This is a genomic window from Streptomyces sp. NBC_00984, from assembly GCF_045162475.1.
GTDB lineage: Bacteria > Actinomycetota > Actinomycetes > Streptomycetales > Streptomycetaceae > Streptomyces.
Genome location: NZ_CP108734.1, coordinates 8,580,603 through 8,602,380, shown reverse-complemented (window position 1 = coordinate 8,602,380; position 21,778 = coordinate 8,580,603). Strand labels below are relative to the sequence as shown.

The window sequence follows — 21,778 nt, the reverse complement described above, 5'->3', positions numbered from 1 at the left end:
CAGCGCATGACGGCAATCTGGTGGGTGGGCGTATGCGTAACCATGACGAGCACCAGGAAGACCGGCAGGCTCTGGCTGATGCCCGCAGTGCCGTACGACAGCTGCGGGGCACAGCCCATCGTGAGACGTGGCAGGCACGGACCGAGATGAGCGGACCGAGTGGGCTTCGCCCTGCACGAACACTCGGTCCTCAGTGCCGACAACGAACTGCAACTGGCCGGCATGCAGGTCCGGTTCGAGCTCGCCAAACCCACGGACGTCTCGCATGTGTACCTGCTGGCCCGATCGCCAGGAGTGGCGGCAGCCGCTGGCTGACCCGGCATACGGTGGCCGACGCGCAGCCGAACAGCGGGGCGAGCTTCCGCATCGTGAGGTTCGTCCGGTGGTAGACGGCCACCAGCAGCACCGGGTCCGCCAGCGGAGGGCACCACGGACTTCTGCGACACGCTTTAGGCTTTTCCTTGATTCGAACGGGAGGGGCAGGAGCATGGCGATTTGGGGACTGGTCATCGAGACGACCGTGGGCCTCGGGGAGCGCAAGCACGCGGAGGCGTACGTGCTGACGCACGTGGAGGGTACGCGCGAAGAGGCTCTGGAGGAGTTGGAGCGGCGTGCCCGGGGACATACGCCGGAGCACCCCAGAAGTCCGAAGCGCCGTCGGCTCTTCCGGGAAGGCGACGGCTTCCTTCTGGTGATCGACGGCGCCTGGCAGTCCTTCAGCACGCGGTTCACGGTGGCGGAGCTGCTGGACGACAGCGCCGCACCGGCCCCGCCGTCGGCGGAGGCGGCCCCACCGGAGGCTGAACCGGATCCGGCGGACGCGGTGCCGCCTTCGCCCTCGACGCCGCCGGTGGAACGCTATGCGGACGGAGTACCGATGCGGCCGACCTGGTGGGGCCGCACCGACCTTCCGTGACGGCTGATGCACCCCGCGTCGGGAGCGAGGTCTTCCAGCTCCAGGAGGTGGACCAGGACCGCGGCGTCGTCCCGGCGCAGACCGTAGCCCGCGGCGACCTCCAGGCCGAACGTGAAGCGCCTCTCCCGTGACGGGAGCCTGCTGGCATCGACCCGGTCGGCGAGGCGCAGCCCTTCGATGGCATCCCGGGCGGTCATCTCGACGGGCACGGCGCCGGGAGTGAGCCGGCGAGTTCGTGGGTGGAGTACTCCCCGAAGCGTTTGATGTGCTCGGTCAGGTAGTGGAGAGACCTGGGCCAGTTCCTCTGGCTCCGCCTTCCAGCCCTCGGCCTGTATCCGGCGCACCGCGTGGGCGATGCCGACGGTGTTGTGGAAGATCACACAGGTCACCACCAGCGCGGAGAACTTCACGTCCTTCTCCTGGTCGGCCGGCCCGCTCGTCGACCAGCCGCTTGAGGGCACGAGCCCGGCTGGCGCCGGCAAGGACTCCACCTCGGCACGCGCCGCGCGCTCACGCAGTTCCTCCAACGCCTGGCAGCCGTCCCCGAAGTGCTCTTCCGGCTTGCGGGCTTGGTCCCGGATCTGCCGCTGAGCGGCGGCCCGCTCCGCGCGTAGCCCGCCGGCGGTCTGCGTCGCCTCATCTGCGCCGACACGGCCGCCCGCCTGGTCCGTCGCCCGGGTGCCGGCGTTCCTGAGCACCCGCAGCACGGCTGAGACCTGCTGCGGGACTCAGTCGAGGATGCTGTACTCGCCGGCTGTCCAGTCGGCGAACAAGGTGATCGCGTTCTCCGTCTCGGCGCGCTCGGGTGTGGAGGAGGTGGCCGGCCACCAGTTCTCGACGTGGTGGGCGTCAACGAGGACGGATTCCCGGTACCCGTCGAAGTCGCCGGGGTCTTCGGCGACACCGATGTGGATGGGTGTGTCGTCGGGCAGGTCTTTGATGGCTTCGCGGAGCTGTGCCGCGTTCCATACGTGCGGGGCGTGGTCAAAGGTGTCGGCCATGGGCACAGGATGCAGGACCAGGCTCGGAGTCCTGGCGACGACACGGCTGTACCCCGGGCCAGAACGCTGATCCGGGGTACAGGGGGCCGGGGTGAGGAACGCATCACCGGAGGTGAACGAACCCAGCCGCGCCACACAGCACCGGCTGCCCCTGTGGTCAGCCGGTGCCGGAGAGGCCCCGGTCCTCAGGGAGGTTGAACAGGCGCTGTGCCCGTCGTTCGTTCTCCTGTCGTAGCGCGGTGGTCCAAGGCCAGGGGTCTTCGGGCTGGAGGTAGGGGCAGACCGTGCGGTGCGCGATCCGGCACTGGGTACCGGGGAGAGGTTCGGCGTCCCACAGGTTCATGGCGGCTCCGTCCGGGGTGATGATCCAGCGCCGGCGCGGGGGCACGGTAGGGGCGGGGACGATGATGCGGGGTTCAAGGAGAACCCAGTGGCCTTCGTAGTGGGTGGAATAGCGGTCCTGCGGCAGGTCGCAGAACGGGCAGTCCGGTGGGGCGGGCGGTCGTGGAGCGATAGCGCCTTCAAGGAGAGCGTGGAACGCGTTGTCGGTACTGTCCGGACCTGATGTGCTTTCGGTGTCCCCCATGGTTCTCAGGGTCCGGACGGGCCATCGGGGCGGGTAGGGCGCAATCCAGCCGGACCAGACGGGGCACAACGGGATCACTGTGTTGTGGAGCGCCTTGTGAGGCGCACATCGGCGCGAAACGGCGAGTAACAGCGCCGCAGTGCCAGCGGGCTTCGCCGTCCTGCCGGGCAATACTGACTTGGCCCTCGACGAGCACAGGGATGGTCATGAAGCACCCTCTCCTTCTGCCTGTGTGGCGTGGACAGATAGAGCCTGGGCCCTGGGAAGAAGCGCAACTGCTACAAGGTGCAGCAGTCTTCAGATGGCGCCGATCCAGTGAGCGAAGTGCGACAGGCTCTCAGTAGGGTCGGGGACTGGCGCGGTTGCTGGCGCTCCGTTTCCAGTCCCCGCCGCTTCAAACCGTGCATGCAGTTCTCCCGCACACGGCTTTCCGACATCGTTCACCGACTGGCATGCGCTGTCGCCCTGCGTACGTTTCCGGTAAGACGGTAGACGCCGAGCCGGGTGATCCACCCATAAGTAAATCGGGTGGCCCAATTCCTGCCCGCGAGTCTGTGTTTCGTGCTGGCGAAGATCGCCAGCCGCTCGTGGACGTAACCGTCGACCACGTTGAACTTCCTTCCGGAGTTTCCGTTGCGGAAGTACGCAGCCCATCCCCGCAGTACAGGGTTGAGATCGGCTACCACGGCGGATACCGGCCGCTCAGTTTTCGAGCGAGCGGTCGCCGCGCGGACCTTGTCACGCAGTACCCGCATCGCTCTGGCTGAAGGCCAGCGTTGCAAGTAGTACCTGCCCCGCCATTTCCACGATTCCCTCTTCCGGTGGTGGAAGCCGAGGAAATCGAATCCTTGCCCGCCTCGGGTGAGGCAGACGATGCCGGTCTTTGAACCGTTCCGGGTTCGATAGAGACTCGATTCCGTGAAAGGATTGAGTCATGGCACGTCCCTCCTCCTATCCCGTTGAGCTGCGCAAACGAGCGGTCCGTATGGTCGCCGAGGTCCGTGGTGACTACCCGAACGAGTCGGCCGCTCTGCGGGCGGTCGCCCAGAAGCTGGGCATCGGTTCGGCCGAGACCCTGCGGAACTGGGTGAAGCGCGACGAGGTCGACTCCGGGAAGCGTCCGGGGACGACCACGGAGGAGTCCGCGCAGATCAAGGCGATGAAGAAGGAGATCGCCGAGCTGAAGCGGGCGAACGACATCTTGAAGGCGGCGGCGTCTTTCTTCGCGGCCGAGCTCGACCGGCCACACACACGCTCGTAGCGTTCATCGACGAGCACCGGGCCCGCTTCGGCGGTGTCGAGCCGATCTGCCGCGTGCTCACCGAGCACGATTGCAAGATCGCCCCTTCCACCTATTACGCCCACCGCAAGCGCCTCCAGGCCCCGTCCGCCCGCACTGTCCGCGACGCCGAGCTGAAGCCGCTCATCCAGCAGATCTTCGAGGGCAACTACCGTGTCTACGGGGCCAGGAAGGTCTGGCGTGAGCTGCACCGCCAGGGCCACGTCGTGGCCCGGTGCACCGTCAAGCGCCTCATGCGCGAGCTCGGCGTCACCGGTGCCGTCCGCGGAAAGAAGATCATCACCACGATCCCGGACAGTTCCGTCGAGCGGGCACCGGACCTGCTGGACCGCAACTTCGTCGCGCCGGCCCCGAACCGCTGCTGGGTTGCCGACTTCACCCACATCAGCACCTGGTCAGGAGTGGTATACGTCGCCTTCGTCGTGGACACCTTCTCCCGCCGGATCGTCGGCTGGTCCGCCGCCACGTCGAAGCAGACCACGCTCGTCCTGGACGCCCTGGACATGGCTCTGTGGCAACGCGACCGCGACGAACACCCGCACCGAGCAGGCGAGTTGATACATCACTCCGATGCCGGGTCGCAATATACGAGTTTCCGGCTCGCCGAGCACCTGGACGCCGCCGGCATCGCGGCCTCGATCGGCTCGGTCGGTGACGCCTACGACAACGCCCTCATGGAGTCCACGATCGGCCTGTTCAAGACCGAACTGATCAAGCCCGGACGGCCCTGGCGAACGCTTTCCCAGGTTGAACTCGCCACCGCCGAGTGGATCGACTGGTACTGCCACCGTCGGCTCCACGGTGAAATAGGGCACATCCCCCCCGCCGAATACGAGACCAACTACTACCGCGCAACCACCAAACCCCAGGTCACAACCACAATCTGAAGTCTCTATCGAACCCGGAACGGTTCACTTCTCGGGGTGCAACCGCATACCGAGTCTTTCCAGCATTCGTGCCGCTAACTCACGGGCCTGTTCTGCCCGTTGGTTGGTCGGCGACAGGACCACGAAATCATCGCAGTACCTCACCAGCGTCCCCAATTGGCGGCCCTCGCGCTGCCACGCCTCATCGAGAACGTGCAGCGCGACATTCGCCAGCAACGGGGAAATCGGTGATCCCTGCGGGGTTCCCGCCCCGGTCGGGGACGTCACCCCGCCCTCCAGAACTCCCATCCTCAGCCAGGCCCGGATCAGCTTCAGCATCGGCCGGTCCACCACACGCCGGGCCACCTGGGCCATCAGCGCCTCATGGTCGATCGTGCCGAAGCAGTCCCGGATGTCGGCCTCGAACACCCACTCCCGCCGCTGGTTCGCCGCGACACGCACTGCCTCGCAGGCGTCGATCGCGGACCGTTTGGGCCGGAATCCGTAGCTCGCCTCGGTGAACTGAGCCTCGAATACTGGTTCAAGGACCAGTTTCGCAGCCGTCATCACCACACGGTCCGCCACGGTGGGGATCGAAAGCGGCCGGAACTCCCCAGGCCTCCCCGGTTTGGGAATCTGGACCCGCCGCAACACTGACGGACGATACGTATACATCCGCAGTTTCTGCGAAAGGTCCTGGAGGAATGCATCCACCCCCGAGGTTTCCACCGCGTCGACGGTCATACCGTCCACGCCAGGGGCGCCTCGGTTTGCGCACACACCGGCCCATGCCCGCCGAAGAACGTCCAAGCGGTGGACATGGCCATACAGGGCATGAAACCGGCGTTCGGGCTCTTGCTTGGCACAGCGGTAAAGCGCCCGTTGCAGGGCTCGGACCTTGTCCAGAGGACGGCGGCCCGGTCCCGCGGCGCTTTCCTCCCGGCGGATGGAACTAGCCGAAACGGCACTCATCCGGGTCCCTCCCTGTTCGCGAATCACATCGATGAAGCAGGGGCCCTTCGCTCCCAGCGGGTTGTGTTGACCCGCCGATCACCACTACTACGACCCCCTCCGACCGCCTCTCGGCAACCTGCCATTTCCCGGTTCTGCCGGTTATAGGAAGGCCACGCTTCCCGGGCCGCAAACCCGGGGCCGAGGAGGCTCTCTCCAGTTCCCAGAACAACCTTCCAACCATTCCACGCCCCTTACGCCGGGAGGTTCTTCAACGACCGCTCCAGGTCCGAGATCGTCTTCCGTGGCCTTCGCCAAACAAGCACAGGCTCGGCTCCTCCTTGGCCCGCCCCAAGCGGAGCGGGGGTTAAATGACGACGCTGCAGGCTTCACTTCATGTTGCGGACTGGTCGGTTGCACGCCCCCGGAGAGCGCTTGTCACTCCACTTCGACGCCACCATTTCGAGCGACGCCGGGAGTCAGCTACCGGGGACCCTAGCGTCTCCCCGGACCGGACTCACACCGGCTGGCTGTCCTGAGCTTGACGTCCGGTTACATCCCCACATCCCTTCTGAGCTGCGGTGACGCCCGGACTGCTGGACGTACGCTTGGCGTTTAACCTTGCTGCGCTTTGTGTTCCTTGATCGACGCGGCGCGTTTGACCGTCTTGCCGACGTCGTGGCGTTTGGCTCGGTGTTTGTTCTTCGAGCCGGGTGGCCTGCCGGGCCCTGGCCGGGACGGTTTTGGTGCGGCTGCCGGGCGGGCTGGAGGCTGTCGCACGGATCCTGCCCGGTGAAAGTCAAGAGCGATTCGTTGTTCGGTTCCGAGGATCAGGAAGACGTCGGATTCTTGGCCGGTGGAGCGGAACTTCTTGTCGTGCGACCGTGAACGTGATCTTGAGATGTCGCGGGATGTACGGGAGTGGCTGCCGCCCGAGCACCTGTGCTGGAAGGTGCTCGACGTCGTCGATTGTCTTGATCTATCGGAGTTCGAGAACAGCTACCGTGACGACGGGCGGGGCGGGGTGGCCTACTCTCCCGCAAGCCTGATTGCGTTGCTCCTGTACTGCTACAGCAAGGGAGTGCGCTCCTCCCGTCGCATCGAGCAGGCTTGCTGGGACGACGTGGGCTGCCGAATCATCACAGCGAACCGCCGAGTGGACCACTCCACCGTCGCGCGGTTCGTACGACGCCACCGTGCCGCCTTGAACTCGCTGTTCGTCCAGGTGTTGTCGCTGTGTGGCCGACGTGGCCTGGTTGATCTTTCGGCGGTGGCCGTGGACGGCTCACCGCTGGAGGCGAATGCCTCACGCGACGCCAACCAGCGGCTCCAGCGCCTGGAGGGGACCATCTCCCAATGCGAGAAAGAGATCCACACGCTGATGGAGGATGCAGTCGACCACGCGCTGAGCGTCGAAGCCGACGGCTCGGCAGTACAGGGCGATGGCGAGGACCCGGGCGATGACTGGCCTCGTCTGTCCCGGCTGTGCGACCGGCTCACCCGCGCACACACGGCCAGGGACAGACTGCATGAACGGGCTATGCCTTCACCTACCGAGATCCGGATCAAGGTCGAAGCCGCCGAGCGGATGGTGGCCCGCGCGGAGAAGCGCCTGGCCACCGAGACCGAGGCTCACCAGGAGAAGCTGAAGAAGTATGAGTTCCGTGTCCGAGAGGACCGGGCGGCAGGACGTCGTGGAGCGAACGGACGGCCGCCGGTCCCGATGGAGCACAAGACCGTCCTCGTTCGCCAGCGAACACGACTGGTGAAGATGCGGGCCTGGCTGGAGCGGGCCCACGCACCCCGACCGGCCCCCTCCCCGGCGTCCCGTGCCTGCCTGAGCGATCCCGACTCTCGACTGATTCCCGGCAAACGCGGTGGCTACCTGCAGGGATACAACATCCAGATCGTGTGCGCCCGCCGTCAACTCTTGCTGGCCATCGAAGCGCACGACAATCCCTCGGACAGGACGGCCCTCGTTCCGATGGTGAAGAAGACCCAGCACAATCACCAGGCCACACGGCTTCCCGGCGACATCCAACTCTGGCTCGCTGACAGCGGGTACGCTTCCGCCGCGTCCTTCGAGGCCCTCGCCGATCTCCCGTTACTGGTCTCGGTCACCAGCGATGCCGACCAGGCAGGCTTTCCCGCGAAACGTCAGCAGGCCCCTGCCGGCCAGCAGGACATGGCGGCCCGCCTCGCCACCCCAACAGGACAGACCCAGTACCGTCAACGAAGTGCCCTGGTCGAGCCGGGATTCGCCCAGATCTTCCAACGATTCGGACGACACCTCAACTACCGCGGCCGCCACGCGGTGGACGCCGAGATCAAGCTCCTCGGCACGGTGCACAACCTCAACAAGCTCATTAATCACACGCCCAAGAATCGCTCTTGACTTTCACCGGGCAGGATCCGTGCGACAGCCTCGCTGTGGCCGCGTGGACGTTGCGAAACCCGCGACGGACCCGGGCGGGGGTGAGGCGGCGGGGTTCGGCGGGCCGTTCCCAGGGGCGGCGGAGGTCCTCGGCGAGGGGACGTGCGAGGCGGAGTTGGGTGTGGGCCGCGACGATCAGCCAGGTCCACAGGTCGGCGGTGTCCGCGTGGCGGACCTTCGGAGCGGTCCAGCCGAGGGTCTGCTTCATCAGCCGGAAGGTGTGTTCGAGATCGAACCTGCGGAGGAACGACTGCCACCAGCGGTCCACGTCCGCCGGTGTGGCGGTGGTGGCCGAGCACCACAGCCAGACTGGTTTGGGGTCGCGATCGCCCGGCAGGTGCTCGACCCTGAGTCGGATCAACGTGCCGTGCAGTACTGGGAGTTCATCGTTTGTGTGGGTCAGCCAGGGCCGCGGTGGGTGAGCCGGGGGTGCATGCGGTCCCAGGCCATCGTCTCAGCGGTGCCATAGCGGGTGGTGTCCGTGGAGGTGGTCACCTCGGGGTTGTGCCAGGTCTCGGGCCGGGCCAGGGCAAGGACGCCGCCGTGCCGGCGCGGACGCCCGCCCCTGGGCCCGGAGGGGGCCTCGCCCGGGTCGCGGAGCATGACACGGTCCGAGCGCAGACGCCCGAGCAGCACGGCGGGCAGGTCCTTCAGTGCGTGGGAGAGGTAGGTGACGTCGTAGCCTGAGTCCATGACGATCAGGATCTCGGATCCCCGGGCTCCCACTGTCCGGCTTGCATCAACCGCTCAACGGTGCCGCGGAGTTGGTCGGCCGTGACCACGGTCGCGTCGTCGGCGGGACCAAGGCGCACGGCGTCCAGCAGGGCGACCCAGGAGTTGCGGCCGGTCTCCAGCGCGGCGACGAAGGAATACGGCCAGCCCGGCACGAACTGGTCCTTGCTGCGGGCGCCACATCCGTAGACGTGGCAGAACAGGCGGTCGTCGCTGGTCGGGGCGTCGGGACGGAGCCAGTTGCTCACGTCCACGGCCAGCACGATGCGCCCGTCGGCTGCCTTCGGCAGCGACAGGCCCGCCAGTGTCCGCCGTAACCGGGCCGGCTCGGCCCAGCCCCGGTCCAACGCCGCGTACAGGGCGCCGTGCCCACGCTGGTGCTCGACCGCCAGCGACAGTTCGACCAGGGCCTTCACCGCCCGTCCGCGCACAGCACCGCGTCTGTGAGCTCGAAGAGTGCATCCGCGCGGGCGTAAAGGCACTCATAAAACTCGACCCGAAAGCGGGACAAGAGGCCCAATGCCTCGCCTGCTGGCCCTGGGATGGGGAGACTCATACACGGCGGCCGTTCTCTCGTGTTTCGTTACTCGACATCTCGAAGCGTGGAGAACGGCCGCGTCCGCTGCCGCGGGAAGAACCGCAGATCAGCCGGTCGGGTGACAAGCGAGGTTAAACGACAAGCTCAGCATCGGCGCGGTGGAACCGCCGCAGGATGCCGGCTGCTTCACACGCCCACGGGTGCTCGCGGGTGTGCTCCGGAGCCGCCACACGGGCCACCTTGGGGCTCTCGAACGCATCCGCCTGGAGCCCGGACCAATCCTGCGCGCGGGCCGGCTCGATGCAGAAACCGCTGCGGTGCTCGGCCGGCAGATCAGCGGGCGGCTTCCACTCGGTAGCCACGCGCAGGGCGCGGTCGACGTGGTCGTGGCCGAAGCTGGCGGCGACGGACACTTCGTGGATCCGGACCGGGTCCGGGCCGAACGCGGTGCCCAGATAAACGCCCTCGCGCGCGACTTGATCGCCGAGCTGTCGGGCGTGCTTCAGGTGGATGTCGGCGCCGCAGGGAAACGCCCGCGGTCCAAGCGTTCTGCGCCGCAGGGCTCGCGTCAGCGGGAGGGTTCGATTCCCCAGGCGGCGGCTCGGGCGGCGGCAGCCGCACGGTTGGGGAGGTCGAGCTTGGCGAGGATGTGCTCGATGTGGGTCCCTACGGTGCGCGGCGTGATGTGCAGCCGCTCGCCGATCTCCCGGTTGGTGCGGCCGGCGGTCAGCTCGGCCAGCACCTGGAGCTCCCGTGGTGAGAGTCCGCCAGGCCGCCGCGCGTCCACGGCGGGGCCGGCTGCGGCGATCTCCCCGGGCGGCGGGCCCGCCCAGGGGCCGACGGCCGCGGCGAGGGACTCGGTGAGCAGGGTGACCACGGCGCGCGCCGGATCGGGCGTGCGCCGCGGCCTGCGGGTGCTGACGTTCAGCATGCCGACGTACCGGCCGTCGGCGGCGAAAAGGCACTGGGCCACGCCGTCCTCGATGCCGAGCGGACACAACACCTCCTGGAAGCCCGGGGACGCAGCCAGGAGCTGCCAGGGGACGTCCCTGAGCCAGAGACCGCCTCGGGCCGGACTGCGGAGCACGGAAAACATCGGATCGTGATGGAGACGGGTCTCGATGTAGGCCGTGGCTTCGTCCGGGTAGCTCCCGGCGAGGGTGGTGTGGCGCCTGCGTAGCGGGTCCCACCGGGTCAGAGAAGCGTGGTCGTACTCCATCACCTCTGACAGCGCCGCCAGGACCGTGTCGACGCCGGTCACGCCGCTCGTGGCGCTCCTGGCGGCCTCGCGGACGTGGACGGCCGCGTCCAGGATGTTCGCCGTAATCTGCTCCGCTGCCATCGTCCAAGGATGATCACGCGCCCGGAATACGTCAATCGCGAAGCGTGTCGTGCACGACCCGCCCGTCCATGACAGTGAGGACGACAGGCATCTCCGGGATGTCGTGAGGGTCGGCGGTGAGCAGGTCTCCGTCGAGCACACAGAGATCGGCGACCTTGCCCGGCTCCAGGGAGCCCTTCCAGTCGTCGGCGAAGTCCTGCCAGGCCGCGTCGATCGTGTACGTACGGATCGCCTCGGCCAGGCCGATGCACTGCTCGGGGCCGCTGACCCGGCCGGCGGCCTTCGACTCGCGCAGCAGCATGGTGGCGACGCCCTGGCGCCAGTCCGGGTACGTGACGGGGGCGTCGGACCCGCTCGCGACCCGCACGCCGGCGTCGATGGCATCACGGTAGGGCCATGCGTACGCGGCCCGTCCGGCGCCGACGAATTCCTCCTCCATGTCGGCGACGGTCCACTTGATGGTGGGGTTCATGTTGACGCCGAAGCCATGTGCGGCCAGCACCTTCATGCTGTGTGCGGTGAGGAAGTCGCCGTGGATGACGTAGTGGCGAGCGTCGGGCCGCGGATGCTCCGCCATGGCCGCGGCGAAGGCGTCCGCGACGGTGTCGATGGCCCGGTCGCCAGTGACGTGCACGCCCAGCTGGTGCCCGGCGGCGTGGGCATACCGGATGATGGCGTCGATCTCGGCGGTCCGCTGGGCGTCGGTCTCGCCGCCGACACACAGGGAGCCGCAGCCGCCGCCGACGTACGGTTCGTGCATCCAGGCCGTCTTGTTGGGCACGATGCCGTCGGCGAAGATCTTGACCCCGAGGATCGCGAGGCGGCGCGGATCGGCATCGCCGGAATCGCCGAGGGCGACGAGGGTCCGGGTGAACTCCTCGGCGGTGCTGGCCATGCCGGTGGGCAGGAGCAGGACGCCGAGGCGGGCGGTCAGTTCGCCGTCGGTCAGCAGCCGACGGTAGACGTCGAGGGTCTCCGCACCGAGCGCGCCCCGCATGATGCCGTCGCCGCCGGGGCCGAGCCCGGGTTCGGTGTAACTGGTCACGCCGAGGCGGGCGAGCGTGGTGAGGGTCGACCGGATCGCGTCGGTCCGCTCCTGCCGGCTGAGCGGCGGCAGCGCGTTCTGGACAAGTGCCTGGGCCCCCTCGTGGAGCAGCCCGGTCGGCTCCCCGGCTTCGTCCACGACGATGGCTCCGCCGGGCGGCGCTACGGTGTGCCGGTCGATCCCTATGAGTTCCAGTGCCTTGGAGTTGACCCAGGTGGCGTGCCCGGAGAAGGAGTACAGGACGACGGGGTGGTCCGGGCTCACGGCGTCGAGGTCGCGCCGAGAGGGCAGCCGCGACGCATCGGAGACGCACTCGTCGAGGTAGCCGGGGTCCCAGCCGTGCCCCGTGATCCACTGCCCACCCGGAACCCGCCCGACGGCCTCCCGTACCACCTCGGCCACGTCCGCGAGGCAGGAAACAGCGGGATGGCCGAGATCGAGGGAGAGCGGCGGCGTCGCCATGCCGAAGGCGCATCCGTGCAGATGGGAATCGTTGATACCGGGAAGCAGTGTCGCCCCCCGCAGGTCGACGACGCGGGTGCCGGGTCCGACGAGCGGCGCGACATCGTCCCGCCCACCGACGGCACTGATGACCCCGCCGGTCACCGCCAGGGCCGAGGCGACGGAGAACTCGGCATCGACCGTGACCACCCGCCCACCGAGAAACACCAGATCCGCATACTTGTCCACAGAAGGGTCCTTTCAAAGATCGGGTGCACCATGGCCACCCGCGAACGATCTCCCAAGGACTATGGCCACGCCCTCACCCCCCGCACATCGGTCATCCCACCGATACGCACTCTCGTAGTGGCCGGCTGATGCCGTGTGCTCCGGATCGCGTCGGGCTTCGGGAACGCGGTTGCCGGAGACATAGCGGAGGCTTGCCCGGCGCACATGTAACTCATCCGCTGGCTCAAGCAGAACAAGCAGCCCCGCTGTCAGCAGATGAAGCCGCTGCTCGACGCTGGCGCAGCGAGCACTTGGTGAGCGGCTCGGTGAGCGCCGCCTCCTCCGGCTCACCTCGGCTAGCCGGTCGCTGGTGAGGGCGCTTACGAGCGCGCCGACGACCATCACCGCGAGGCTGAGAATCAGCATGCGGCGCTTGCCGTGGAGGTCGTCAAGGCGGCCCATGATCGGCGTGGCGACGGCACCGGAGAGCAGGGTCGAGGTGATGGCCCAGGTCGCGTTGCCCGGCTCGGTGCCCAGCAGTTGCGGGAGGTCTTTGATCACCGGGACGAGCAGGGTCTGCATCACCGAGACCACGATGCCCACGAAGGCGAGCACCGGCACGAGGGCCCGCTCGCTCTGGCTGCGCGGGCCGGTCGGTCGACGTGCGCGTCATGAGGGACGGCCTCCAGACCGGGGGTGGGTAGTTCCGTGCGGGATGCCGGATCCACCTGGCTCAGCCCGTGGACTCCGACAGGCTGAGCCAGGTCGCGCCGTCCGCCGAGGCGGTGAGGGCCTCGCGGGCGGTGGGCGGGGTGGGGCCAAGGCTCCTCCGAGGCGGACGCACTCTCCTTCGGGTCGGTTGCCGCCCATGGGCCGAGGACGAATCCAGCGCTGTCCCGTCGGACTTCCAGGGCACCCGCACCACCGAAGTGCCCGGGGACGAGCAGTTCCCGTTCATCAGCCGCCCGCCCGAGAATCCGACGGCGACTGGCCACTGCTTGTTCCGGGGCCAGGCAGGCGTTGCTGTTGCAGCAGGGATCAAGAATCTGCACCGGGCTGTGCAGCAGATCTCCGACGAAGACCGCCCGGTCGCTCCCGGATGCAAGTCGCAGCACGGACGAGCCGGGACCCAGGAAACCCTGGCCACCATCGCCGGCCGAGTCGGCTACGGCAGCCCGTACGCAATTTCCCACGCCTTCGAGAGGGAGTTCGGCACTACACCAGGGCGGTACCGAGCGCAGGCCGCGGGGCGATCCTCTTCCGCCACAGACCCTCAACTGACGTCAGAACGAACAAACTGACAATCGGAGACTTGGTCAGGCAACGGCTCCCACAGTCATCGTGAAACGGCATCCGCAGTCGCGTGCACAGTCGGTTGGTCGAATTCCACACCGCTTCCCGTTCCCGTCCGCAGCCGAGATTCGGCAGGTGCGCGAAGGCGGCTCCCCAACTCGCACGCACGGCCCGAAATGCCATCGGCCCCCTCGTGGAGAGACATCCGAAGCTGATTCCAGGTTCCCGACGTCCCAGATCGAAACCAAGGCCACCTGCCCCTGACCGTGAGGATGCTGCGCTGTGCCTGCGGTCCTCCCAAGCACCCCATGACGAGCTGCATGCCCAGGAGCAGCTCGGGTTACAGGTCGATGCCATGCTGGGACGCAGCGGTTGCCGGGTATGGCGTAGGCGCTGTCCTGCGGATCTTGACTGCCTAGCGGTCACACTCCGATGAAGCTCACTGTTTCTGTCATGTCCGCCCGCCCAGTACGCAGATGCGGCACGCCCTCCTTCTCGAATCCGACTGCGACACCGCAGAACAGTGCGAGCCCATCATCGGCTCCGACTGTCTGGGTGACGGTCTTGCGATACATCGTCCACATCACCTGGGGGCAGCTGTGCAGCCCTTCCGCCCGTAGCAACAGCATGACCGTCTGCAAGTACATCCCCGCGTCTCCCCACTGTCCGGGCCCCATCGCGCGGTCGAGGTAGCAGAACAGTACGACTGGTGCCCCGAACGCCTCCGAGTTCAAGGTGGCGATCTTCTTGGGCCTCTCGGGGTCGTCGCGCTCGATTCCCAGCGCTGCGTAACGCTGGGCGGCCGCGGCGGAGAAACGGTCCAGATACGGAGAGGTCAGGTCGGCGGGGTACATCGGGTACTCCCGCTCATCACCCGGGTCTCCGGCCAGTGCCCTGGCCGTCGCGCGCCTCTTCAGTTCGGCCAAGGGATCGCCGGTTACGACGTACACTTGCCACGGCTGGAGGTTCCCGCTTGACGGAGCTCGCGTAGCTGCAGACAGCACTCGTTCAAGCATCTCCATGGGTACCGGCGCGTCGCTGAACGCCCGCACGGCCCGGCGACTGTCCACGGCTTCGTACACATCCACGTTCTCTCGCCCTCTCGCTCAACAACAAACCACCTCAACCGTATTCAACGGTCAGCGCCGACCATCACCCGGCACTGGCAGTCTCCTGACGGGCAGTTGAGTCGTTGCCGGGACAGTGGATCGTAGAGGTGATCTGACTGATGCTCAGTGGATGCGGCTTCAGCCACTCCTGCCCATGAGCAATGGGCCTTGTGGGCGGTGGCGGGACCATCGACAGGTGATCAACGGTGTGCTTTACCGGATCCGGACTGGTATGCAGTGGCGCGATCTGTCGGAGCGCTACGGCCCGTAGAAAACGGTGCACGAGCCACATCGCCGCTGGCCGGCGGACGGCACTTGAGAGCTGCGGCTTCAGCGGGTCCAGGCGGATGCGACCGGCCGCCGCAGGCGCGGCAGTGCCGGGTGGCCGGCCACCCGGCTTCGACAAGGAGCGGTACAAGAAGCGCAACACCGTCGAGCGGGCGATCCACCGGCTGAAGAACTTCCGCGCGGCCACTGGATACGACAAACGCGCCTACGTCTACCTCGGCACCGTTACCGCCGCAGCCCTCATGATCTGGCTCCGCTCGTGATCGCCAGGACAGTGCTTAGCGGCGGGCGGGTTGGTCGACGTCGAGGGGGTTGTTCTCCTCAGGACCGAGTTCGGCACAGGGGCCGAATTGTCGGGTCGCCGGGGTGACACCCGATCGGCTGATGAATCAATGAGGGCGATCCGCCCCCTACAACTCGGGTACCATCCACGGCTGTTGCGTCATCCCCAGGGTGGAGGAAAGGTGCAGCCCGGCGAGGGATCCGCATGCGTGGCGGGTTCCTGAAAGATCTTTCCTGTCCGAACGTTCTTACCGGAAGGATCGATATCGTGCGCAGACGACGTCTCGCGCCCCTGTTGGCCGTGAGTGTCACGGCAACGCTGGCTCCCGCGCTCGCCACCTCGACGGCCACCGCCGCTCCGGCCACCACCCCGTCGACCGCCTCCTCGTCCGCCGCCACGGGCACGCTGAACCGGTATGTGAAGCAGAAGCCGCAGTGGAAGCGGTGCGAAGCCGCCTCTCCGGCGGAGTTCGAGTGCGCCACGATCAAGGTTCCGCTGGACTACCGGGTTCCTGGAGGCAAGCGGATCGACTTAGCCATATCCCGGATCAAGAGCACCGCGCCCGACAAGCGGCACGGTGTCCTGTTCTCCAACCCCGGCGGCCCGGGGGGAGAGGGGCTCTACATGCCACTGGGGATGCAGGAGAGGCTCCCCGAGTCCGCACGGCAGAAGTACGACTTCATCGGCTTCGACCCGCGCGGTGTTGGGCAGAGCAGCCCGGTTTCCTGCGATCTGGAGCCGGAGGAGGAGAACTGGCTGCGGCCGTACAAGGAGGAGACGTTCGACAAGGACGTCGCCTGGGCACGCGATGTTGCGAAAAAGTGCAAGGAGAAGGCGGGCGACGTGCTCCCGCACATCACCACGCGCAACACCGCACGCGACATGGATCTGCTCCGGGCGATCCTCGGTGAGAAGAAGATCTCGTACGTGGGTTACTCGTACGGCACCTACCTGGGCGCCGTCTACACCCAGCTCTTCCCGGGCCGGACCGACCGGTTCGTGCTGGACAGCGCGGTCGATCCGGCGCGCGCCTGGCGAGGGATGATCCAGTGGTGGGCGGAGGGTGCCGAGCCCGCGTTCGTCCGGTGGACCGAGTGGGCCGCCGAGCGTTCAGAGAAGTACGGCCTCGGTGACACCCCGAAGCAGGTCGCCCGGACCTTCTGGGACCTGGTCGCGCAGGCAGACGAGAAGCCCATCGAGATAGATGGGCAGCCGATCACCGGTGATGACATCCGGAGTGGTATGCGTGGGGCGGTCTTCAGCCCGGAGTACGCCACCGAGGGGATCGTGGAGTTGAAGAGTGCCGCGGCTGGCGAGCCCGCCTCCGCGAAGAAGCTCGCGGCGTTCGCCGGATCGGAGGGGACCGGGACTTCAGGCGCCTCCGATGCCGCCGAGGTGCCGTCCGACAACATGACGGCGAGCTTCTGGGCCGTGGTGTGCGGCGACAATTCGGCCGCGTGGTCCCGCGATCCTGAGAGCTACCGGCAGGACGCCATCGAAGACAAGCGCCGCTACCCGCTCTACGGTGACTTTGCGTCCAGCATCAAGCCCTGTGCATTCTGGGACAAGTCCGTGGAACCGGCAACCAAGGTGAACAACAGGGTCGGTTCCCTGGTCGTCCAGAACGAGTGGGACTCGCAGACTCCGCTGCCCAGCGGTCAGGCCCTGCACGCCGACCTGAAGGGCTCGAAAATGGTCACTGTCCTCGGCGGCGAGGGCCATGGCGTCTACCCGAACGGCAACGCGTGCACGGACGGCACGGTCACCGCCTACCTGCTCACCGGCAAGCTCCCGGCGAAGGACGTGGCTTGCAGGGCGACGGCCGACGCGAACGCGGAGGCACGCAAGAACCAGAAGCGGGACGCGCTCCCCGGGTCTCCGCTCCCGCAGCGTGTCCCGGACCGTTTCTGAGCCCGGTCGCGTGGTCCATTTCCGCATGACCCGTTGAAGATGGGGGCGGGACCCCGCGTCGGGGTCCCGCCCTCCCTGGTGAATGCGACCGGCTGAGCTATCGGCTCAGACGAACGAGTGGGCCGTTGCGTGAGATTCCTGATCCAGCGGACGCAGGTGACGCAGACGACGGTTCGTACGTGGTCGCTCGGGCTCCCGTCGCGGCCTCCGTCATGTGTGAAGGCCGCGACGCCGCGGAGAGCCCGTCAGGCATCGGCCGTGACGGGGGTGTCGAGGTCGGTTCTGCGCAGGGTGTCGGGGACGTACGCGTCGAAGCGGGCCTGCTGCTGGGCGGCGGCCAGTTCGGTGGCACGGCTGCGGGCGCAGTGCGCGGCGTCCGAGCTGACGTCGGTGGCGAGGGGGCGGGCGGCATCGGCGGCGAGGCACTCGATCCACGGCTGGGCGGCTTCCTCGCAGCGGGCGCAGGGTGTGGGCGTCCAGTGCCCACGCCTTCATGCCGCTGGTCGTGCGCGGACTGCCGCACGGGCGCCAGATCTCGTACCGCTCGCGCATGTCCTCGGGGTCGGCGGCCCAGGGCGCGGAAGTCACCGCCCGCCACGACCAGGAACAGCACCAGCACCAGCACCAGCACCAGGCCGAGGTCGAAGGGCTCGAAGAACCACCTCCCGGCCACCCGGCATGACGTGGACCGCATCCTCGCTACCGGCGAGGCATACAGCCGGCCCGCTCACCACAGAAGGGCACCAAGCCCAGGCGAACTGTCACGGAGGCACCGGATCAGACGTCTTGAGAGCGGCTGGCGGCAGCAGCGATGCCGGACTCCCGAAGCGTGCGGGCCAGGTATTCCCTCTCGGGAAGCGTCCCTGAGTAATCACCGTCCAGCACGCGGCGCAGCACAGCCTTGGCGTTCATCAGGTCAATGCCGAGTTCAGCCCGCAGCACGCGCATGATGGCGACGCTCTTCGCCGGCGCACTGCTCACCTGCAGCCTCGCGGGTCCGTGCTCGGAGAGCATCTGATCCCGCCGTTCGACCGGCACGTCGCCACCGCACACGGCTACCGCAAATCCACAGGCGGAACAGGTTGACTCAACGTCCCATCGCAACCGGCCGTCCACCAGGGCCTGCACTCCCCAGCACTCCAGCTCCGCACCGCAGTCCTGGCACACAGCGGAGTACTTGACGGATTCGAAAACCGCCTGCTCCATTGCCGCCTGCTCCATCCCCACCTCTGACGGAGACGAGGTCAAACGAAAAGGTCCGTACCTGTCTCTGATCCGACAGGTCTGTGGTAATCGCTGGCACTACTGTGTTGCGGTGAACAACAACTCTTTCCTCGGTGACACTGTCCGCCTCGTGCCGTTGTCCACCGACCACGCCGAAGCACTCTTGCCCTCTGCGTCCGACCCGGAGGTATGGCGATGGATGCCCCGACCGCCCTCTCTGACAGTCTCGACTGAGACGCCCGGTATATCGGGTTAGTCTGGATGGGCGAGACAGGAGACCCCTCAGCATGGCCAGCACTACCCCGATACCCGCCTCCGGTGACGATCCGGCGCCGAAGCCGAAGCGGCGGACGTTTTCCGCGGAGTACAAACTGCGGATCGTTGCCGAGTACGACGCCGCCCCTTCCGGCGAGAAGGGCGCCATCTTGCGGCGTGAGCGGCTGTACCACTCGCACGTAGTCGAGTGGCGCCAGGCTCGGGAAGCCGGCGCGCTGGACGCCCTGGCTGACCGGCGGACCTCGGCGGTGCGACCAAAGAAGGCCGCTGAGCAGGCCGAACTGGAAAGGCTGCGCAAGAAGGTCGCACGGCTGGAGAAGGACGTGGCCCGCCGGGACGCCGCGCTGGAGGTCATGGGAAAAGCCAACGCGCTCTTGGAACTGCTCTCCGAGAGCGCGGACTGAAGCATGCCGTCGCACCGGTGGTGGATGAGGCGTTCGCCGGCGTCCAGGGGCAGTTGGGGACCACGGCGGCCTGTCGGCTGACCGGACGCTCGCGCGCCACCCACTACCGCCGCATCAACCCCAAGCCGAAGCCCGCGCCGTCCCCGAGACCCGCGCCCGCCTCGGCCCTCTCGCGGGCCGAGCGGGCCGAAATCCTGGGGCTGTTGAACCGGCCGGAGTACGCCGACCTGCCGCCCGCGCAGGTCTGGGCGCGCGAACTCGACGCCGGAAACTACTGGTGCTCGGAGCGGACGATGTACCGGATCCTGTCCGCCGCCGGGCAGAACGGCGAACGCCGCCGCCAGGCCACCCATCCCGCCAGGACCATCCCCGAGCTGGTGGCGACCGGCCCGTCGCAGGTTTTCACCTGGGACATCACCAAGCTGCCGGGCCCGGACAAAGGCATCTGGTACCACGCCTACGTCATCATCGACATCTTCAGCCGCTATATCGTCGGCCACACCGTCGAACGGGCCGAAACGGCCGAGCGGGCCGAGGAGTCGATCCGCGAGACGATCGAGCGCAACGGCGTTGTCCCCGAGACGGTGCACGCGGACCGCGGCACCTCGATGACCAGCAAGAAGGTCTCCCAACTGCTGATCGACCTCGGCATCACCAGGAGTCACTCGCGCCCCAGGGTCAGCAACGACAATCCGTACTCGGAAAGCCAGTTCAGGACCACGAAGTACACCGCCGACTACCCGGAACGGTTCGATTCGCTGGCCCATGCCCGGGAGTGGATGGACGCATTCATCACCTACTACAACCACGACCACAGGCACTCCGGGATCGGCCTGCACACCCCCGCCTCCGTCCACTTCGGCACCGCCAAGGAGGTCCGTGACCAGCGGGCCGCCGCTCTCGCCGAGGCATACGAACGCCACCCCGAACGCTTCGCCCGACGACCGAGGCCACCCGAGATACCCGGCCAGGTCTGGATCAACGACCCCGCCAAACGCATGGAACCCGAACCACAAGGTTCATAGCACCACGAACGTCTCATTTGACTTGACAGCTACCGCCGCGCCCTGAAACCGTGACGCAGATGCACGCGCTGCTCAGCGAGATGATCGTGGATCCTGCGCGGCGGTGTTTCGCAGCGCAACGCTGCGCTGACGACGCCCTGATCGGTTCGACCAGTCTGTACGACCTCGACTTGGCCGAGAGCCGTGCTGAGATCGGCGCGACCTGGTTCGATCGTTCCTGCTGGGGCGGTCCCTATAACGCTGAGTCCAAGCTGTTGCTGTTCGGCCATGCCTTCGATGACCTGCGACTCGCCAGGCTCGCCCTGCGCACTGACAACCTCAACGTGCGTTCCCAGCAAGCCCTGTCTCGGCTTGGCCTGGTTCACGAAGGAACTCTGCGCAGCCATATGCGGCGCCAGGACGGCACTCGCCGCGACTCGCTGTACTACAGCCTGCTCGCAGACGAGTGGCCCATCGTTCGCGACAGGCTGCGGGCCAGGGTCGCCGCCAAAACCACTTGATCTGCTCGGAGGTGGGGTCGAAGGACGCGTCGGGCGCCTCTTGCTCCCCGCGTAAGGGCCCGCTCGGGTGTCGGAACTCCCGGAATGCCTGGCTCATGTCCTGCGCCGTTGGAGGTTAAGCGTTGTCACTGAAGGACAGTTGTCAGTAGGTTTGTGTCATCATGAGGACGCGAATTCTGAGGTTCGGCTTGTACGCAGACGAACAGGGGCTGGCATGGGTCGGGGAACTCGTCAACGGGACTGTAGATTCCCGGAGCGCCCGGATTGCCAGGGCCGACATCGCACGCACCTACCCTGACAGCGACCTGACGACCGCTGAAATTTATGATTATCTGCCGGAACAGTGGGCCTTCGAACATCCTGGCCAGAACAGCGGAGAGCGGGAAGCGGTTGAGCTGCGCGTCCACCTGGCGTGTTCCCTGCGGACATGGCGAGCGATCCGCAAGGCAGTGATCAAGACTTTGTGTCCGGAAGGAATGGCCCCCCACACTTGCCGTGTTCCATGGTGCGCTGCCTGAGCTGGTGCACAGTTCTCTGCGAAGGACCGAAGCACCGCGATGCCCTCAATCTGAGGTGACCCCCGGAGTGTGGACAAGGAAGATCCGGAGACATTCCGCCAGGTCCTGGCCGGTTCCAGGAGAATCTGAACCTGTACAGGCTCGACGGTCACGCGCTCACCCGCCATGCCACACAGCTCCACGAGATCACCGGCGGCCACAACGCGCTCCCGTCCCTGCTCATCTGCACGACCCGTCCAGGCGATCGTGTCGGGAACGGAGAACATCACCCTCGCGGGCCTCATGGCCGTCAACATCAGAGCCCGGTAACCCGCCGGACCGTCGTATGTCGGCGACCCGGCCGAGACACCGTTGATGAAGGCCGGCCCCGACCGCGCCGAGCAATTGCCAGCAGGTCCTCACGATCCACAGCCTGCCGCCCGCTCCCCACCCGGTCACCAGCACCAGGGCGGCCGCCGCCCCGGAACCAGTCGCCGCCGCCTCGCCCGAGAGTCCGGCGCGGACCCGGGAGACCGCGTCGGTCGGCCACCGCCGCGCGTTCGAAGCCCACCGGGCCACCAGAAGGAC

The 21,778-nt window shown here is 67.2% G+C and carries 18 protein-coding genes and 9 pseudogenes; 12 read left to right on the top strand and 15 right to left on the bottom strand.

What is annotated here, in order from left to right; genetic code table 11:
• Positions 1-159: 159 nt before the first annotated feature.
• Positions 160-315 carry a hypothetical protein gene (locus OG520_RS38400; RefSeq protein ID WP_399337745.1) on the top strand — a complete coding sequence of 52 codons (156 nt, stop codon included), beginning with the start codon at positions 160-162 and terminating at the stop codon, positions 313-315.
• Here OG520_RS38400 and OG520_RS38395 read toward each other — a convergent pair.
• Positions 275-433, bottom strand: a pseudogene (locus OG520_RS38395) (transposase family protein); the annotation flags it as partial. The gene OG520_RS38400 and the pseudogene OG520_RS38395 overlap by 41 nt on opposite strands.
• Before the next feature lie 54 nt (positions 434-487).
• Between OG520_RS38395 and OG520_RS38390 the strand changes: the two are divergent.
• A complete protein-coding gene (locus tag OG520_RS38390; protein ID WP_406016214.1) occupies positions 488-916 on the top strand; it encodes a hypothetical protein in 429 nt (142 codons plus the stop codon).
• Here the strand turns inward: OG520_RS38390 and OG520_RS38385 are convergent.
• The 4 genes from OG520_RS38385 to OG520_RS38370 all read right to left on the bottom strand — a co-directional run bounded on the left by OG520_RS38385 (position 859) and on the right by OG520_RS38370 (position 3,258).
• On the bottom strand, positions 859-1,623 hold the full coding sequence (locus OG520_RS38385) for a Tn3 family transposase (RefSeq protein WP_406016213.1): 765 nt from the start codon (positions 1,621-1,623) through the stop codon (positions 859-861). The genes OG520_RS38390 and OG520_RS38385 overlap by 58 nt on opposite strands.
• A 21-nt stretch (positions 1,624-1,644) precedes the next feature.
• Positions 1,645-1,917, bottom strand: coding sequence for a DUF6225 family protein (locus OG520_RS38380; protein WP_406016212.1), 273 nt, complete (start codon positions 1,915-1,917; stop codon positions 1,645-1,647).
• A gap of 157 nt (positions 1,918-2,074) precedes the next feature.
• Positions 2,075-2,503 carry a DUF6083 domain-containing protein gene (locus tag OG520_RS38375; protein WP_406016211.1) on the bottom strand — a complete coding sequence of 143 codons (429 nt, stop codon included), beginning with the start codon at positions 2,501-2,503 and terminating at the stop codon, positions 2,075-2,077.
• A 440-nt stretch (positions 2,504-2,943) separates the two neighbouring features.
• Positions 2,944-3,258, bottom strand: a complete 315-nt coding sequence (locus OG520_RS38370) for a group II intron maturase-specific domain-containing protein (RefSeq protein ID WP_406016210.1) — start codon at positions 3,256-3,258, stop codon at positions 2,944-2,946.
• A 179-nt stretch (positions 3,259-3,437) separates the two neighbouring features.
• On the opposite strand from OG520_RS38370, the gene OG520_RS38365 reads away from it, so the two are divergent.
• Positions 3,438-4,690, top strand: a protein-coding gene (locus OG520_RS38365; protein ID WP_406016209.1) for an IS3 family transposase whose coding sequence is annotated in 2 segments (ribosomal slippage) — positions 3,438-3,720 and positions 3,720-4,690 — 1,254 coding nt in all. Because the reading frame shifts where the segments join, the coding sequence is not laid out codon by codon here.
• A 24-nt stretch (positions 4,691-4,714) separates the two neighbouring features.
• On the opposite strand, the gene OG520_RS38360 is transcribed toward OG520_RS38365, so the two are convergent.
• Entirely contained in the window at positions 4,715-5,413 is a 699-nt protein-coding gene (locus OG520_RS38360) for a reverse transcriptase domain-containing protein (protein WP_406016208.1), read from the bottom strand.
• A gap of 822 nt (positions 5,414-6,235) precedes the next feature.
• Positions 6,236-6,379: pseudogene (locus tag OG520_RS38355) on the bottom strand (transposase); the annotation flags it as partial.
• Between the two features lie 97 nt (positions 6,380-6,476).
• On the opposite strand from OG520_RS38355, the gene OG520_RS38350 reads away from it, so the two are divergent.
• Positions 6,477-8,015, top strand: a complete 1,539-nt coding sequence (locus tag OG520_RS38350) for a transposase (protein ID WP_406016207.1) — start codon at positions 6,477-6,479, stop codon at positions 8,013-8,015.
• 1 nt (position 8,016) lies between these two features.
• On the opposite strand, the pseudogene OG520_RS38345 reads toward OG520_RS38350, so the two are convergent.
• The 6 genes and pseudogenes from OG520_RS38345 to OG520_RS38320 all read right to left on the bottom strand — a co-directional run.
• Positions 8,017-9,342: pseudogene (locus tag OG520_RS38345) on the bottom strand (NF041680 family putative transposase); the annotation flags it as partial.
• A 113-nt stretch (positions 9,343-9,455) separates the two neighbouring features.
• A pseudogene (locus tag OG520_RS38340) lies at positions 9,456-9,842 on the bottom strand (transcriptional regulator); the annotation flags it as partial.
• Positions 9,843-9,892: 50 nt separating this feature from the next.
• On the bottom strand, positions 9,893-10,666 hold the full coding sequence (locus tag OG520_RS38335; RefSeq protein WP_406016206.1) for a LuxR C-terminal-related transcriptional regulator: 774 nt from the start codon (positions 10,664-10,666) through the stop codon (positions 9,893-9,895).
• Positions 10,667-10,697: 31 nt separating this feature from the next.
• Positions 10,698-12,401: an amidohydrolase gene (locus tag OG520_RS38330; RefSeq protein WP_406016205.1), complete on the bottom strand. Its 1,704-nt coding sequence runs from the start codon at positions 12,399-12,401 to the stop codon at positions 10,698-10,700.
• 318 nt (positions 12,402-12,719) lie between these two features.
• Positions 12,720-13,053, bottom strand: a pseudogene (locus OG520_RS38325) (MFS transporter); the annotation flags it as partial.
• A gap of 154 nt (positions 13,054-13,207) precedes the next feature.
• Positions 13,208-13,507 (bottom strand): annotated as a pseudogene (locus OG520_RS38320) (MBL fold metallo-hydrolase); the annotation flags it as partial.
• Between OG520_RS38320 and OG520_RS38315 the strand changes: the two are divergent.
• Positions 13,508-13,681, top strand: a pseudogene (locus tag OG520_RS38315) (AraC family transcriptional regulator); the annotation flags it as partial.
• Between the two features lie 414 nt (positions 13,682-14,095).
• On the opposite strand, the gene OG520_RS38310 reads toward OG520_RS38315, so the two are convergent.
• On the bottom strand, positions 14,096-14,761 hold the full coding sequence (locus tag OG520_RS38310) for a nitroreductase (protein ID WP_399337836.1): 666 nt from the start codon (positions 14,759-14,761) through the stop codon (positions 14,096-14,098).
• A gap of 151 nt (positions 14,762-14,912) precedes the next feature.
• On the opposite strand from OG520_RS38310, the pseudogene OG520_RS38305 reads away from it, so the two are divergent.
• The 4 genes and pseudogenes from OG520_RS38305 to OG520_RS38290 form a co-directional block, all read left to right on the top strand.
• Positions 14,913-15,050: pseudogene (locus tag OG520_RS38305) on the top strand (transposase); the annotation flags it as partial.
• 79 nt (positions 15,051-15,129) lie between these two features.
• Positions 15,130-15,333 (top strand): hypothetical protein, encoded by a 204-nt coding sequence (locus OG520_RS38300; protein WP_406016204.1) that lies wholly within the window; start codon positions 15,130-15,132, stop codon positions 15,331-15,333.
• A gap of 287 nt (positions 15,334-15,620) precedes the next feature.
• Entirely contained in the window at positions 15,621-17,264 is a 1,644-nt protein-coding gene (locus OG520_RS38295) for an alpha/beta hydrolase (protein WP_406016203.1), read from the top strand.
• Between the two features lie 493 nt (positions 17,265-17,757).
• On the top strand, positions 17,758-17,946 hold the full coding sequence (locus OG520_RS38290) for a hypothetical protein (protein WP_406016202.1): 189 nt from the start codon (positions 17,758-17,760) through the stop codon (positions 17,944-17,946).
• Positions 17,947-18,041: 95 nt separating this feature from the next.
• Here the strand turns inward: OG520_RS38290 and OG520_RS38285 are convergent, their stop codons facing one another.
• Positions 18,042-18,485 carry a hypothetical protein gene (locus OG520_RS38285; protein WP_406016201.1) on the bottom strand — a complete coding sequence of 148 codons (444 nt, stop codon included), beginning with the start codon at positions 18,483-18,485 and terminating at the stop codon, positions 18,042-18,044.
• A 290-nt stretch (positions 18,486-18,775) separates the two neighbouring features.
• Here OG520_RS38285 and OG520_RS38280 point away from each other — a divergent pair, with 290 nt between their 5' ends.
• The 3 genes and pseudogenes from OG520_RS38280 to OG520_RS38270 form a co-directional block, all read left to right on the top strand.
• Positions 18,776-19,168, top strand: a complete 393-nt coding sequence (locus OG520_RS38280) for a transposase (protein WP_331737243.1) — start codon at positions 18,776-18,778, stop codon at positions 19,166-19,168.
• Between the two features lie 17 nt (positions 19,169-19,185).
• Entirely contained in the window at positions 19,186-20,193 is a 1,008-nt protein-coding gene (locus OG520_RS38275; RefSeq protein WP_406016200.1) for an IS3 family transposase, read from the top strand.
• 47 nt (positions 20,194-20,240) lie between these two features.
• A pseudogene (locus OG520_RS38270) lies at positions 20,241-20,693 on the top strand (GNAT family N-acetyltransferase); the annotation flags it as partial.
• Between the last annotated feature and the right edge of the window lie 1,085 nt (positions 20,694-21,778).